The organism is Streptococcus mitis (assembly GCA_001560895.1).
GTDB lineage: Bacteria > Bacillota > Bacilli > Lactobacillales > Streptococcaceae > Streptococcus > Streptococcus mitis_Q.
In genome coordinates this window covers 1,866,056-1,880,655 of sequence record CP014326.1, presented here as the reverse complement: position 1 = coordinate 1,880,655, position 14,600 = coordinate 1,866,056, and the positions used below count along the sequence as shown (strand labels likewise).

Here is a 14,600-nt window from a genome sequence, read left to right as displayed (position 1 = left end):
TCAGGTAAATGGTAAGGGCTGACTCGAAGAAAAAGAAAGGAATTGAAAAGGTCTTACTTGGTGGGATCTTACAATCAGAATTATGCTTGTATCTTATAAATGGTTAAAAGAATTGGTGGACATTGATGTGCCATCACAAGAGTTGGCTGAAAAAATGTCAACTACAGGGATCGAGGTAGAAGGTGTCGAATCACCTGCTGCCGGTCTCTCGAAAATTGTCGTCGGTGAGGTCTTGTCTTGCGAAGATGTGCCAGAAACTCACCTCCATGTTTGTCAGGTTAACGTTGGCGAAGAAGAAGCCCGTCAAATCGTTTGTGGTGCCCCAAATGTGCGTGCTGGCATCAAGGTTATGGTGGCTCTTCCAGGAGCTCGCATCGCTGACAATTACAAGATCAAAAAAGGGAAAATCCGCGGTCTTGAGTCACTTGGGATGATCTGTTCACTTGGTGAATTGGGAATTTCTGACTCAGTTGTGCCAAAGGAATTCGCAGATGGCATCCAAATCTTGCCAGAAAATGCCGTTCCAGGTGAGGAAGTCTTCTCATATCTAGACTTGGATGATGAAATCATCGAACTGTCTATCACACCCAACCGTGCGGACGCTCTTTCTATGCGTGGAGTAGCTCACGAAGTTGCAGCCATCTATGACAAGGCGGTCAACTTTAAAGAATTTACTCTTTCAGAAACTGACCAAGCTGCAGCAGATGCTCTTTCTGTGGGCATTGAGACAGACAAGGCGCCTTACTATGCGGCCCGTATCTTGGACAATGTGACTATCGCACCAAGTCCACAATGGTTGCAAAACCTTCTTATGAATGAAGGCATCCGTCCAATCAATAACGTAGTGGACGTGACCAACTATATCCTGCTCTACTTTGGTCAACCAATGCATGCCTTTGACTTGGATACCTTTGAAGGAAATGACATCCGTGTGCGTGAAGCACGTGCTGATGAAAAATTAGTGACCTTGGACGGTGAAGAACGTGACTTGGAAACAAATGATTTAGTCATCACTGTGGCTGACAAGCCAGTAGCCCTTGCCGGTGTCATGGGTGGTCAAGCAACAGAAATCTCTGAAAAATCTAGTCGTGTTGTCCTTGAAGCTGCTGTTTTCAATGGCAAATCAATTCGTAAGACCAGCGGTCGCCTCAACCTTCGTTCAGAATCATCTTCTCGCTTTGAAAAAGGCATCAACGTGGCAACAGTTAACGAAGCCCTTGATGCGGCAGCTAGCATGATTGCTGAACTTGCAGGTGCGACGGTGCGTAAAGGTATCGTTTCAGCGGGTGAACTGGATACTTATGATGTGGAAGTTTCTTCAACTCTTGCCGATGTTAACCGTGTTCTTGGAACTGAACTTTCTTATGCTGATGTAGAAGACGTCTTCCGTCGTCTTGGCTTTGGCCTTTCTGGCAATGCAGATAGCTTCACAGTTAGCGTACCACGTCGTCGTTGGGATATCACTATCGAAGCAGACCTCTTTGAAGAAATCGCTCGTATCTATGGTTATGACCGCTTGCCAACCAGCCTTCCAAAAGATGATGGTACAGCTGGTGAATTGACTGCGACACAAAAACTCCGCCGTCAAGTTCGTACCATTGCTGAAGGAGCAGGTTTGACAGAAATTATCACCTACGCTCTAACAACTCCTGAAAAGGCAGTCGAGTTTACAGCTCAACCAAGTAACCTCACGGAACTCATGTGGCCAATGACCGTGGACCGTTCTGTACTCCGTCAAAATATGATTTCTGGAATCCTTGATACTGTTGCTTACAACGTTGCTCGTAAGAATAAAAACTTGGCCCTTTACGAGATTGGAAAAGTATTTGAACAAACAGGTAATCCAAAAGAAGAACTTCCAAATGAGATCAACAGCTTTGCCTTTGCCTTGACAGGCTTGGTTGCAGAAAAAGACTTCCAAACGGCAGCAGTTCCAGTTGACTTCTTCTATGCTAAGGGAATCCTTGAAGCCCTCTTTGCTCGTTTGGGACTAGAAGTGACCTATACAGCTACAGCTGAAATTGCTAGCCTCCACCCAGGTCGTACAGCAGTCATTTCACTTGGTGACCAAGTTCTTGGTTTCCTTGGTCAAGTACACCCAGTCACTGCTAAGGCCTACGATATTCCAGAAACGTATGTAGCTGAGCTTAACCTTTCAGTCATCGAAGCTGCCCTTCAACCAGCTGCTCCATTTGTGGAAATCACGAAATTCCCAGCAGTTAGCCGTGACGTTGCCCTCCTTCTCAAGGCAGAAGTGACTCACCAAGAAGTTGTAGATGCTATCCAAGCTGCCGGTGTGAAACGTTTGACAGATATCAAACTCTTTGACGTCTTCTCAGGCGAAAAATTGGGATTTGGTATGAAGTCAATGGCTTATAGCTTGACCTTCCAAAATCCAGAAGACAGCTTAACGGACGAAGAAGTCGCACGCTATATGGAAAAAATCCAAGCATCGCTTGAAGAAAAAGTCAATGCAGAAGTGCGTTAACTCATCAATCCATCCTCCAGGGTGGATTTTTGCTTTTTAAATAACAATTCAGGATCAAAAATGGACAGTTGAGGAACAGAGAAGATAAATTGGAGTTTGTACTGTATAATGAATTTATCACTAAAAGTGCTCCAAGCTATATTTTACATAGCAATAATCTTCTAAAAACGGACAGAAATCATTGTAAAGGCTATCAAAAAAGAGTATAATGAGTGAAAGAAATTTCGGAGGTGAAAGATGCTAGAAGTAAGAAGTCTAGAGAAAAGTTTTGGACCCAAGCAAGTTTTGTTTGGTATTGACTTTCAAGCGCGACCAGGTCGTATTTTGGGATTAGTCGGGAAAAACGGTGCTGGGAAGACAACGATTTTCCACAGTATTTTGAAGTTTTTAGAATACCAAGGAGAAATCAGTCTGGATGGCCAGGATATTCGTCAGGAGACCTACGCTCGGATTGGCTATCTGCCTGAAGAACGCAGTCTCATGCCTAAATTGACAGTCCTTGAGCAAGTTCGTTACTTGGCGACTCTAAAAGGTATGGATGGCAAGGAGGTCAAGGAAAAACTCCCTCAATGGATGAAGAGGTTGGAAGTGAAAGGGAAGCTGACTGATAAAATCAAGAGTCTGTCAAAAGGAAATCAGCAGAAGATTCAGCTCATTATTACTCTGATTCATGAACCAGACTTGATTATCTTGGATGAGCCTTTTAGTGGTTTGGACCCAGTCAATACAGAATTGCTCAAGCAAGTCATTTTTCAAGAAAAAGAGCGCGGAGCAACCATTATCTTCTCTGACCATGTCATGACCAATGTCGAGGAACTTTGTGATGATATTCTGATGATTCGAGATGGCCGTGTGGTCTTGCATGGACCAGTCCAGGATGTCCGGAATCAATACGGGAAAACGCGTCTCTTTGTTTCAAGTGAACGAAGCAAGGAAGAATTGGAAACTCTTCCTCATGTCAAACAGGTGAGCTTGACCAAACAAGGCAGTTGGAAATTGATCTTGGAGAATGAAAGTGCTGGTAGGGAACTCTTCCCAATCTTGACTCAAGGTCAATATATCGCAACTTTTGACCAGCAAGCGCCAACAATCGATGAAATCTTTAAACTAGAATCAGGGGTGGAAGTATGAGAAATATGTGGGTTGTAATCAAGGAAACCTATCTTCGACATGTCAAATCGTGGAGTTTCTTCTTTATGGTGATTTCGCCGTTCCTCTTTTTAGGAATCTCTGGAGGAATTGCTTATCTCCAAGGCTCCTCAATGGCTAAAAATGATAAAGTGGCAGTAGTGACAACAGTGCCGTCTGTAGCAGAAGGACTGAAGAATGTAAATGGTGTTAACTTTGACTATAAAGACGAAGCAAGTGCCAAAGAAGCGATTAAAGATGAAAAATTAAAAGGCTATCTGACCATTGACCAAGAGGATAGTGTCTTAAAGGCTGTTTATCATGGCGAAACATCGCTTGAAAACGGAATTAAATTTGCAGTTACAGGTACACTCAACGAACTGCAAAATCAGCTTAATCGTTCAACTGCTTCCTTGTCTCAAGAGCAGGAAAAACGCTTAGCGCAGACAATTCAATTCACAGAAAAGATTGATGAAGCCAAGGAAAATAAAAAGTTTATTCAAACAATTGCAGCAGGCGCTTTAGGATTCTTTCTTTATATGATTCTGATTACCTATGCGGGTGTGACGGCTCAGGAAGTTGCCAGTGAAAAAGGCACCAAAATTATGGAGGTGGTCTTCTCTAGTATCCGAGCTAGTCATTATTTCTACGCTCGCATGCTGGCTCTGCTTCTTGTGATTTTGACCCATATTGGCATTTACGTCGTGGGTGGACTTGCTGCCATTCTTCTCTTTAAAGACCTACCAATCTTGGCACAATCTGGTATTTTAAACCATATAGGAGAGGCTTTCTCGCTCAACACCTTATTGTTTGTCTTGGTTAGCCTCTTTATGTACGTTGTTTTAGCAGCCTTCCTAGGTTCTATGGTTTCTCGTCCTGAGGACGCAGGAAAAGCCTTATCTCCTTTGATGATTTTGATTATGGGTGGTTTTTTTGGAGTGACAGCTCTGGGTGCAGCTGGTGACAATCTCATCTTGAAGATTGGTTCTTATATTCCCTTTATTTCGACCTTCTTTATGCCATTTAGAACCATTAATGGCTATGCAGGGGGAGTAGAAGCATGGATTTCGCTAGCTATTACAGTAATTTTTGCGGTGGTAGCAACAGGATTTATCGGACGCATGTATGCCAGCCTAGTCCTTCAAACGGATGATTTAGGGATTTGGAAAACCTTTAGACGTGCCTTATCTTATAAATAGAAGAGCCTCGCGAAAGCGAGGTTTTCTACAGATAAAAAGAGTAGAATTCAGAAAAATATTTTTCATATCTATTGACTTTTAGGGGTGAAATTTGGTATTATAGTAGGCGGTATTGTTTACCCCATTTGAAAGGCCCCGGAACCTTCCAAATACTTTTCGATGGGAAGGAACACCCATCACCGTAAACAAAAATCGAACTATATATAGGAGAAATCATGAACAAAACAACATTTATGGCTAAACCAGGCCAAGTTGAACGTAAATGGTACGTAGTTGACGCAACTGATGTACCACTTGGACGTCTTTCTGCAGTAGTTGCTAGCGTACTTCGCGGAAAAAACAAACCAACATTTACACCACACACTGATACAGGTGACTTTGTAATTGTTATCAATGCTGAAAAAGTTAAATTGACTGGTAAAAAAGCAACTGATAAAATCTACTACACTCACTCAAACCACCCAGGTGGATTGAAACAAATCTCTGCAGGTGAACTTCGTTCTAAAAATGCAGTACGTTTGATCGAGAAATCAGTTAAAGGTATGCTTCCACACAATACTCTTGGACGCGCTCAAGGTATGAAGTTGAAAGTATTTGTTGGAGCTGAGCACACTCACGCTGCACAACAACCAGAAGTTCTTGATATTTCAGGACTTATCTAAGGAAAGGAACAATAAAGTATGTCACAAGCACAATATGCAGGTACTGGACGTCGTAAAAACGCTGTTGCACGCGTTCGCCTTGTTCCAGGAACTGGTAAAATCACTGTTAACAAAAAAGATGTTGAAGAGTACATCCCACACGCTGACCTTCGTCTTGTCATCAACCAACCATTCGCAGTTACTTCAACTGTAGGTTCATACGACGTTTTCGTTAACGTTGTAGGTGGTGGATACGCTGGTCAATCAGGAGCTATCCGTCACGGTATCGCTCGTGCCCTTCTTCAAGTAGACCCAGACTTCCGCGATTCATTGAAACGCGCAGGACTTCTTACACGTGACTCACGTAAAGTTGAACGTAAAAAACCAGGTCTTAAGAAAGCTCGTAAAGCATCACAATTCTCAAAACGTTAATCAATACGATTATATCAACGTTTCAAAGCACTCAAGAGTTTACCTCAGGGGTGCTTTTTTTATGTTTTTTGAAAAAGTTCACCTCAAAGTTTACCTTATTTTAACCTTATTGTTTTAGAGACTTTAAGGCAAATTCACCGACTGCCATAGGGACTACATTAGAAGTATTGACATAAATCTGTGTTGTACCTGTGTCGCTATGTGTTAGAGCTTCGGAAATAGCTTCTAAGCTCATTCCTGCCTGTTTAGCGAGTGTTGCTCCCGTATGACGTAGTTTATGTGGTGTAGCGTGTGTAAGCTCTGGGTGTCGCTTTCTGATAGTTTTCATCTTATTATTGAGATAGTCAGAGTGTAAAGGTTTATTGATATTTCCTCTGGTATCTATGTAAGTGAAGATGAATTGTTCTGGATTAGTGATGATACCAAACTTTGCTAGTTCATATTTTTGTTGTTTTTTCCATAAGGTTAGAAGTTGAAGCAAGTCGCTAGAAATAGAAAAGATAGTTTTTTTATTTCCTTTGGTAGATTTTACTTGTCCATATCTATCTAAAGCCTGAATTAACTGAATCTGAGATTTTGAAAAGTCGATATGTTTCCACTGGAGAGCATATGTTTCTGATTTTCTATCTCCAAGGAAAAAAGTGAGATAGAAAAGGACGTAATCTTTGAGTGATATTTTATCGTTTTCTAAATCTTCTTTAAAAGCTGAGAACCATTCTTGGAGTTGCTCATGAGTTAAATATAAATCTTCATCACGTTTTGATTCTGCAAGTTGAATTTTTTTAACAGCCTTAATTCGTCTTAAAGTTTTTGCAATTCTATTTGCTTCAATATATTCAAGTTCTTCTGCCCAATCAAAAATAGAAATAACGTAACTTCGTAAAGTTTTGAAGTTGGCATATTCGTTGGCTTTTGCCGTCATCAAATTTAGAATAACCTGTTTATTTTGGTTTAAAAATTGAATCGTATAGTTGCCAAGAAGTGGTAGTATATGCTTTTTAAAACATGTTTTGGTATTAGCAATTGTTGACCTGCTTGGTGGCTTCGAAGTAGATGTAGTTTGTCCTGCTTTGTAGGATTCCCACCAAATATTATTATAGAAGTCCGAGAAAAGAATATCTTCTTTTCCTAGTCCCGAAAAGACGTTATCTTCAATTTGGTTTAGCTTCGTCAGTAGGTCTATCTCTGCTTGTCGTGCCTCCTTTCTTGTTTTAAATCTCTTATCATAATAGTTATTGTTAACGATACCAAGAGGCATTCGTGCTTCTAATGGTATATAGACTTTTAAGCGGTAAGTTCCGTTTTTTGTCTTACTGATAGTCATGATATTCTCCTTTATATCGAACCAGAAAATATCATGACCATTATAAAATAAAAATCTTGATTTTTCTAGTTGTTACTGTTTAGCCAGCGGTCAATAGCGTCTTTGTGGAATCGAATTGTTTTTCCAATTTTGATTGATGGAAGCCCCCTTTGAATCCATGAATCAAGAGTATTGTTGGAAATTCCTAAATAGTCGCAAGTCTGTTGTTTGTTCAAATAGGGACAACTTAAAGCATTTTTTTCTATTTGCTGTTCAATTTCTTTTTGGATAAGGTTTGATAGCAATAGTTGAATCTGATGAATCTGTTCATCAGGAAGAATCACTTGCATTTATTATCCTCCTTCTTATCTTGGTTTCTCATTGGATTGCATCGACGTGAATCCAAATACTTAGCAAAAAAGTAGGTACGCTCAATGATAAGTCCAAGAAGTGGTGTGTGATTAGCTCGTGCATACCAGACGAGTTCTTCAAACTCTGTGAAGTCATTCTGCTCAATAATATCCACAACTTCATGCATGAAATCATGTGAGTTATTTTCTACAAGAAATTTATCAAGATTAAAACCACATCCAACTTCAATATCATCTATATCATATTGAGTTTTCTCCTTATTTTCGGCATGAATGAAGTAGTCAAAAAGTCCTTTGGGTGATTGTACGATTTCTACATGAGCAGGGCCATTCAACTTGTCCTTGATTAGATCAGAAACTTGTTTATAACTTTTGAGAGAATCAAAGAAGAAAGCTCCGTGTTTGTGAGATTTTTTCAGTTCCCCAGTTTGTCGATTAATATCCTTATCGTGCCAAGGACTCAGGACGAAGGGGATGTGTAGTTCTTCAAGAACTTCAAGGTAGTCAGCAGGGGCACTTTCTTTGTAAAAAAGGAATGTCCACTTGCTAGAGCGTTGTTCTTTTGTCATTTTGATACGCCTTTCTGATTACTGATTATAGGATAATTGGGGGTCGTAGTAACCCAAATTATCTTGGAAAATGCTAGAAGGGGCTATCTGGCTACTGCTTAACGCAAGCCATAGCCCCTTTTTATCGTTTTTTACCAACTAACCATAGCTTATTACGGATCCGATTAGGTGCTGAAAAGTAGTAGTCAGGATGTTGACTCGAAACCTCTTCTTTCAGTTGAGAGGTCATGTCAGCCAAAATTTTTTGCCCCTGCTGGTCTCTAGGGACTTTGACGAAAACCGTCACATCATCTTTTCGTATGTCTACGATACTCTTATGTGCACAGTGATTAAAACTACTATTTATGGGATTGAAGGTAGTTATATTCTGATTGTCAATCGTTGTTACTTTTTCTGATTTTTCACGTTGCGTTAAAAACTGACGAAGTTTGAATGTAAAGTATACGGACTTAAAATAGTTGAATAGACTATCAAATCGAAATCGATTTAGAATTTCAAACATTACAGAGACAAATAGTATAAATAGAAGGATGGACATTGCTGTATAAGAATATTTGCTTCCTAATTCTAAATAGCTATTGAACTGGGAGAGGTCGAAAAAACTGAGAGGATTTAGTTTAAACTGATTTGATAGAAATTCCAGAGACCATCCTATAAATCCTGCTAGAAATGAAACTAGAATTAGATTGATATTGAGGTTGAATGTCCTCATAAAGTAAGATTTTTTCACCATTAAAGAATTCCTTTCTTTGTGTAATATGTTGGGCATAGTAGTGGAAGTACCTGATAAGGATGTTCGTTATCAATCACTTGAATCAGACCTGTTCCATGCCCAATAGGGATAACGATACCTTCTGGGTCGAGGTCGGGAAATAGAAATTGTGTCGTCTTCTTGTTAATGTTGCCAATCTGGATGAGGACATTAAGTTGTTCACGAACAGAAATGGGAATGGTAGTATGGTCGAACCTTTGGCTAACCAATAGTAAATGAATCCTTGTAGCACGTCCAAGAAGTGCGATAGAAGACAAGAGTGAGAAAAACGATTCTTTAATCGTCTTATTGACTCCTTCGGATAATGCAAGAACTTCATCAATCACAATTGTCATATGAGTGAACTCATGACGTGGATTCTCGTATAGGATTGCTTGACGTTTTTGAATCAGTTCCAGACATTGACTTAATTTCTCATTGATTTCTGATACAAAATCGGACTTAGAACGATTTTCAACGGGATGAATCACGGCAATTTGATGTTCACGAGCCCAACGACTAGGCGTGTCAAATTTTGGGTCCACGATAATTAAATCAGATTGATTTTTGAGTACACTTAGTAGATAAGTAAGAGCATAAGATTTACCCGAACCACTATTTCCACAGATTGCAATGTGATTGACCTTATCAAGATTAAGCGCAAAATTTTCCATAATTGGAATTTGATTTTTGGGTAAACTTGTTGTATATCTATCAAGGTCAGGAATGACCAATCGTTTTGAAATTCCCATCTTCCACGGAAAGAAGAGTCCTCGCTGAACATGAATATCATCCGTTTTTAGAGGGACAAAGTATGTTGCATTTTGCTTCAATAAAGTATAATGTGGGTATAGGGATGCGTTAGCAATCAAGAAAATTTTATTATAGAGTTCATCATCTAAAATATAGGCACAGGGAAGCCGTGGGATGAAGATGAAACCGTTTTCTTGAATGACGATGTTAAAACTGTTTGTATAACTTGTTTCGCCTTGCATCAAGGCTCCAAGAGCCATATTAAGGCTCTGGAGCAAGTATGATTGCAAGACGGCATCTGTTTTAGATACCATTATTTAACCTCCTTAATGCCATCAGCTTTAAAGTAAACGTTATAGCGTACTTCAACGGCTTGAAGGTTATCGAATTGAATCAAACTCATGAAATCAGGTAGCTTAATTTTGTCTTCAAACTTAACTTGGAACGGTTCGAGTCCTTCTTGGATGAAGGTTGCCTTATAAGCGATGATTTCGCCAGTAGGCTTTCCATCCTCAAAAAGTTGCTGTGGTTCAAGTTCTGTACTCAAACTATGAATAGGTTTTGTAGGATTCACATATTGTGATGCAGTTGCGACAGAGTATCCACCCTGTCTATGTTTGGTTTTAATTGTCATATTTAATTCCTCCGAATGGATGTTTAGATTGTTACCCGTTTTAAGTCGTGAGCGTGACCGTCTTAGCTAAGGACATTTTCATTTTAATCTGTATTGGGATATAAATATATAACTTGATAAGTCACTATGATTAGATTTGATGAGACAAGGGGTTTGAAATAATTTCCTAAGAATCATGTTTCAAAATGACTTCAAAAATGACTTGATAGGTTATTTTTTAATTTTTAATGTATTAAATTTTTTTATGCAACTGTTCATGGTATAATAGACTTGTTGAAAACATTTACAAGGAGGCTATGAACTTGATACCATTAGCGACAAGCGACAAGCGACAAGCGACAAGCAACAAGCAACAAGCAACAAGGTAGTTTTTACCTTTTTTCAGTATGTAAAAAAACACCTTCTGTATGCAAAGGAGGTGTTTTCTAATGCGTGAAAACTTTATTGAACGCCCCTATAAGAATGAGAAAGAGGGAGCAATTGCATATGTTCAGGAATTGCTAAAACAGGCTCGTGAGGATAGACGAAGTGAAGATGTTGATAAATTAGAAAATCTTGTTCGTCTACTTAATACTAAGAAGTATGGTCTTGTTTGGGAGGAACATGCTGAGTGGGTTGAAGAGGAGATGAAGACCAAAATTCCTGTCTTCGTTGAAGATGAAACTAAAATGATTGTGGGGGAGCCAGACTCTGAAGATTATAACTTCCTACTAGAGGGTGACAATCTTCATAGTTTACACCTTTTGGAAAAAACCCACTCAGGAAGGATTGATGTTATTTATATTGACCCTCCATACAATACAGGGAATAAAGATTTTGTATACAATGATAAAATTGTTGATAAAAATGATGGTTATTCCCATTCTAAGTGGCTAAGTTTTATGAGTATTCGATTGAATTTAGCTAGAGAATTATTGAGAGAGACAGGAGTTATCTTTATATCGATTGATGATAATGAACAAGCACAATTGAAATTGCTTTGTGATTCAATTTTTGGTGCCGAAAATTTCGTTGGAAACTTTGTTCGTGCAACTGGGACAACAACAGGGCAGGATGCAAACAAAATTGGGAGTTCTTTTGATTATTGTTTAACTTACCGAAAAACAGATAAATTCATTTTAAAAGGTGTTCCACTTTCAGAAAAAGATTTATCTAGATTCAAAGAAGAAGATGAAAAAGGAAAATACTCAGTGTTACAATTGAGAAAAACCGGAAATGAGGATAGACGAGAGGACAGACCGAATATGTTTTATCCTATTATTTCTCCAGATGGAGAAGAAGTCTATCCTTTCGGTCCACACGAGTATTTGAGCAGATGGCGAGTTGCTCAAAATTCTTTTAATCAATTAGTTGAAGATGATATGATTGTTTGGAAAGAGAAAAAAAATTTTCAATCTCAAACGATTGATGGGATTACAAATTCAAAATGGGTTCCATATGTAAAATATTATGCAACAGGACGAACAAAACAGGTATCAAACCTGCTCGTTGATATTGAAGGGAATAAAAAAGCTTCAATTGATTTGAGAAATAGTCTCGGAGCAAAAAAATTATTTGATTATCCAAAACCGCTGGAGTTTTTAAGGCTATTACTTACAATTTCAGGAGAAAAAGACGCGGTTGTTCTTGATTTTTTTGCTGGTTCAGGAACAACAGGACATGCAGTATCTCAACTGAATGGAGAAGATGGTGGAAATCGGAAATATATCCTCTGTACCAATAATGAAAACAATATTTGTGAAGAGGTTACCTACAAACGTCTGGCCAATATTCAAGAAGAACTACCTCATAATCTAAAATATTTTAAAACAGATTTTGTCGTTAAGGAAGAATTTCCTGATGTCTCCCTTGAATATGAATTACTAAACTATGTTACACCTCTTGTTGAGTTGGAGTTTGGAGTAGATATTTCAAATCCAAAAGTACAGGTCATCTTGTCAGAAGACCAGCTAGATGAGATGAATGAATCAGATTTTTTAGAAAATTCTACGCTTTTTATTCATCCTGAAATTTTCTTTGATGCTGAACAAGAACGAATCCTTCGTGACAAGAACATCACGAAACAAGAAATTCCAAACTATTACTTCGGAAAGGACATGTGGTCATGATTGAATTAAAAAATTTCCAACAAAAGCTAGTTGATAAGCTTTTGAAATTTACAGCGCCTGAATATCGTGTTGATGAGATGGTTATTAAGTCACCAACAGGTTCAGGTAAAACAATTACACTTCTTGAATGGATGGATACTTATATCGCGAGTACCCATGATAATGTTGCTTTTGTATGGTTTACTCCTGGTGCAGGAGAACTTGAAGAACAAAGTCAGGACAAAGCGAAAAACTTTTCTTCCATCAAGGCGCAATCACTTGCAGGTGCTCTTCTTCAAGGATTTGGTAAGGATACAGCAACTTTTATTAACTATGAATCGGTTGTAGGTAAAAACAAAAATGCTATGTTGACGGACAATGAGAGAGAAAATCTTGAATACAAGATTGAAAAAGCTTTTGAATCTGGTCGTCATTTTATTCTTGTTATTGACGAAGCACATCGAAATGATACTAAGAAGGCAAGAGATATCATTTCACGTTTTAAAGCTTCTAAAACAGTTAGGGTTTCAGCAACTATTGAAGACCCTAGGGTTCCTGATAAGATAGAGTTCTATGAAGTTACTGAAGAGGAAGTTATCGAATCAGGTTTGATTACAAAATCAGTAGTTGTCAATGAAGGGATTGAGGAGTTTATAGATGCTAATCCTGACATCAGTAGAGAATTTGAATTGCTGTTTAAGAGCGCTGAGCTAAAACGAAAAGAGATAGTACAAGAGTACACTAAAAATAACATTGCAGGTATAAATCCATTAGTGCTGGTTCAATTACCTGACAAATCTGATTCTGAACCCGAATTAGTTAGTCGTATTGAGGATTATATTCAAAATAAGTTATATAAGACATACGAAGATGGCAAACTAGGTATTTGGTTGGCAGAACAGAAACGAAATTATCTCGATGTTCAAGACCTTGATAATGAGGTTGAATATCTCATTATCAAACAGGCAATCGCTACTGGGTGGGACGCTCCTCGTGCTAAAATCTTAATAAAGATACGTGAACAAATGGGGGATACCTTTACTATTCAGACGATTGGTCGTATCCGTAGAATGCCTGAACCCTTAAAAGGTCACTATGATGTAGATGTATTGGATAATTCTTACATTTATACATTTGATAATGACTTTCTAAATGGAGCATATGGGCAAAAAGGGGTAGGAATCCCGACACCTCCTTTAGAACGGAAGGATATTGCCAAAGATTTTAAATTGGTTAGAGAGAGAGCTCTTGATTTACATGCAGGACAGGATGAAAAGGCCGTACGTGAAAATCTTTATCAGGGATTGGTTAGAGAATGGAATTTGACAGATGATGTGGCATCGAACAAACAAAAACTAGAGAATCAAAGCATTAAATTTGGTACTTCTATTGTGAACAGTTATAAACAAGGAAGATTCGATACACTTGAACATTCAGACCGTTTGCAAGATAGAGAAAGAAAAGTTGAAGCGAATTTCAGAGCAAACCGACTGGATTTACTTCATGCTTATCATGAACTTGACCGTGTCACTCATTTAAAAGTGAGTCAGGTCGAAGCCTTATTAAGACGATTTTTTATGGATGATAAAAGGCCTAATAAACATAAGCTCTTAAAATTAGAAGCGAATGAGTGGACAGCCTTTATTTTGAATAATTGGCGAGAACTTCGCGAAGTGTTTAGAAAAGTAGACATTTATCCAACAATCAGTATGGGACTTGTAGAAGTTAAGGAAGATGAGTTTTCCATCCCTAAGAACGTACGTTATATTTACAATCCAAAATTGGAAAAAACTGTTGTAGAAACCAATGTATACGAGGGATACGAGAGTAGGATTATCAAGGGTAGTGAAGCGGAACGCTTATTTGAGGATTATATCGAACAAGATAAGGATGTGGTTGACTTTGTTTATAAGAATGGAGATAAGGGAACTGAATACTTCTCATTAGTTTATAACACAGCAAGTTCATCTCATCATTTCTATCCTGATTACATTGTAAAAATAAAGAATGGTGATATCTATATCATTGAAACTAAAGGTGGAGTAAATGCAAAGGGTGAAGATAAAAATATTGATGATTATGCACCGTTGAAATATGAAGCTCTAAAAGTGTACCTTGATAAATATGGCTTGAAAGGAGCTTTTGTTCGTGATATCGCTGGAACTCTTCGATATTTAAACGAGGGTGAATGGAAAGATAATATGTCAGAATGGCGTCCAATTGATGAATTATTTGGATTTTAGG

At 38.4% G+C, this 14,600-nt stretch carries 13 protein-coding genes; 7 read left to right on the top strand and 6 right to left on the bottom strand.

Annotation, left to right across the window (positions count from 1 at the left end):
- Window positions 1-82: 82 nt before the first annotated feature.
- The 5 genes from AXK38_08750 to AXK38_08730 all read left to right on the top strand — a co-directional run bounded on the left by AXK38_08750 (window position 83) and on the right by AXK38_08730 (window position 5,888).
- Window positions 83-2,488 (top strand): phenylalanine--tRNA ligase subunit beta, encoded by a 2,406-nt coding sequence (locus AXK38_08750; protein ID AMH89325.1) that lies wholly within the window; start codon window positions 83-85, stop codon window positions 2,486-2,488.
- A 237-nt stretch (window positions 2,489-2,725) separates the two neighbouring features.
- Complete coding sequence (locus AXK38_08745) at window positions 2,726-3,619, top strand: sodium ABC transporter ATP-binding protein (GenBank protein ID AMH89324.1); 894 nt, start codon at window positions 2,726-2,728, stop codon at window positions 3,617-3,619.
- On the top strand, window positions 3,616-4,815 hold the full coding sequence (locus AXK38_08740; protein AMH89323.1) for a sodium ABC transporter permease: 1,200 nt from the start codon (window positions 3,616-3,618) through the stop codon (window positions 4,813-4,815). Before AXK38_08745 ends, AXK38_08740 begins: the two co-directional genes overlap by 4 nt.
- Before the next feature lie 215 nt (window positions 4,816-5,030).
- Window positions 5,031-5,477 carry a 50S ribosomal protein L13 gene (locus tag AXK38_08735; protein ID AMH89322.1) on the top strand — a complete coding sequence of 149 codons (447 nt, stop codon included), beginning with the start codon at window positions 5,031-5,033 and terminating at the stop codon, window positions 5,475-5,477.
- An 18-nt stretch (window positions 5,478-5,495) separates the two neighbouring features.
- Complete coding sequence (locus AXK38_08730) at window positions 5,496-5,888, top strand: 30S ribosomal protein S9 (GenBank protein ID AMH89321.1); 393 nt, start codon at window positions 5,496-5,498, stop codon at window positions 5,886-5,888.
- A 106-nt stretch (window positions 5,889-5,994) separates the two neighbouring features.
- On the opposite strand, the gene AXK38_08725 is transcribed toward AXK38_08730, so the two are convergent.
- The 6 genes from AXK38_08725 to AXK38_08700 form a co-directional block, all read right to left on the bottom strand.
- Complete coding sequence (locus AXK38_08725; protein ID AMH89320.1) at window positions 5,995-7,212, bottom strand: integrase; 1,218 nt, start codon at window positions 7,210-7,212, stop codon at window positions 5,995-5,997.
- Between the two features lie 65 nt (window positions 7,213-7,277).
- Complete coding sequence (locus tag AXK38_08720) at window positions 7,278-7,541, bottom strand: Fis family transcriptional regulator (GenBank protein AMH89319.1); 264 nt, start codon at window positions 7,539-7,541, stop codon at window positions 7,278-7,280.
- Window positions 7,532-8,131, bottom strand: coding sequence for a Replication protein RepB (locus tag AXK38_08715; protein AMH89318.1), 600 nt, complete (start codon window positions 8,129-8,131; stop codon window positions 7,532-7,534). Before AXK38_08715 ends, AXK38_08720 begins: the two co-directional genes overlap by 10 nt.
- 121 nt (window positions 8,132-8,252) lie before the next feature.
- The gene (locus AXK38_08710; protein ID AMH89317.1) at window positions 8,253-8,864 is read right to left on the bottom strand and encodes a hypothetical protein; all 612 of its coding nucleotides are present in this window, start codon (window positions 8,862-8,864) and stop codon (window positions 8,253-8,255) included.
- Entirely contained in the window at window positions 8,864-9,949 is a 1,086-nt protein-coding gene (locus AXK38_08705) for a cell division protein FtsK (protein ID AMH89316.1), read from the bottom strand. Before AXK38_08705 ends, AXK38_08710 begins: the two co-directional genes overlap by 1 nt.
- A complete protein-coding gene (locus AXK38_08700) occupies window positions 9,949-10,269 on the bottom strand; it encodes a hypothetical protein (protein AMH89315.1) in 321 nt (106 codons plus the stop codon). Before AXK38_08700 ends, AXK38_08705 begins: the two co-directional genes overlap by 1 nt.
- Window positions 10,270-10,697: 428 nt before the next feature.
- Here AXK38_08700 and AXK38_08695 point away from each other — a divergent pair, with 428 nt between their 5' ends.
- Both AXK38_08695 and AXK38_08690 read left to right on the top strand, forming a co-directional pair.
- On the top strand, window positions 10,698-12,377 hold the full coding sequence (locus AXK38_08695; GenBank protein AMH89314.1) for an adenine methyltransferase: 1,680 nt from the start codon (window positions 10,698-10,700) through the stop codon (window positions 12,375-12,377).
- Complete coding sequence (locus AXK38_08690) at window positions 12,374-14,599, top strand: helicase (GenBank protein AMH89313.1); 2,226 nt, start codon at window positions 12,374-12,376, stop codon at window positions 14,597-14,599. Before AXK38_08695 ends, AXK38_08690 begins: the two co-directional genes overlap by 4 nt.
- The last annotated feature ends 1 nt before the right edge of the window (window position 14,600 follow it).

Bases quoted from the DNA above. Each gene is read 5' to 3' on its own strand.
- AXK38_08700 (AMH89315.1), bottom strand. From the start codon at position 10,269: ATGACAATTAAAACCAAACATAGACAGGGTGGATACTCTGTCGCAACT.
- AXK38_08750 (AMH89325.1), top strand. From the start codon at position 83: ATGCTTGTATCTTATAAATGGTTAAAAGAATTGGTGGACATTGATGTG.
- AXK38_08740 (AMH89323.1), top strand. From the start codon at position 3,616: ATGAGAAATATGTGGGTTGTAATCAAGGAAACCTATCTTCGACATGTC.
- AXK38_08690 (AMH89313.1), top strand. From the start codon at position 12,374: ATGATTGAATTAAAAAATTTCCAACAAAAGCTAGTTGATAAGCTTTTG.
- AXK38_08745 (AMH89324.1), top strand. From the start codon at position 2,726: ATGCTAGAAGTAAGAAGTCTAGAGAAAAGTTTTGGACCCAAGCAAGTT.
- AXK38_08715 (AMH89318.1), bottom strand. From the start codon at position 8,131: ATGACAAAAGAACAACGCTCTAGCAAGTGGACATTCCTTTTTTACAAA.
- AXK38_08710 (AMH89317.1), bottom strand. From the start codon at position 8,864: ATGGTGAAAAAATCTTACTTTATGAGGACATTCAACCTCAATATCAAT.
- AXK38_08725 (AMH89320.1), bottom strand. From the start codon at position 7,212: ATGACTATCAGTAAGACAAAAAACGGAACTTACCGCTTAAAAGTCTAT.
- AXK38_08720 (AMH89319.1), bottom strand. From the start codon at position 7,541: ATGCAAGTGATTCTTCCTGATGAACAGATTCATCAGATTCAACTATTG.
- AXK38_08695 (AMH89314.1), top strand. From the start codon at position 10,698: ATGCGTGAAAACTTTATTGAACGCCCCTATAAGAATGAGAAAGAGGGA.
- AXK38_08735 (AMH89322.1), top strand. From the start codon at position 5,031: ATGAACAAAACAACATTTATGGCTAAACCAGGCCAAGTTGAACGTAAA.
- AXK38_08705 (AMH89316.1), bottom strand. From the start codon at position 9,949: ATGGTATCTAAAACAGATGCCGTCTTGCAATCATACTTGCTCCAGAGC.
- AXK38_08730 (AMH89321.1), top strand. From the start codon at position 5,496: ATGTCACAAGCACAATATGCAGGTACTGGACGTCGTAAAAACGCTGTT.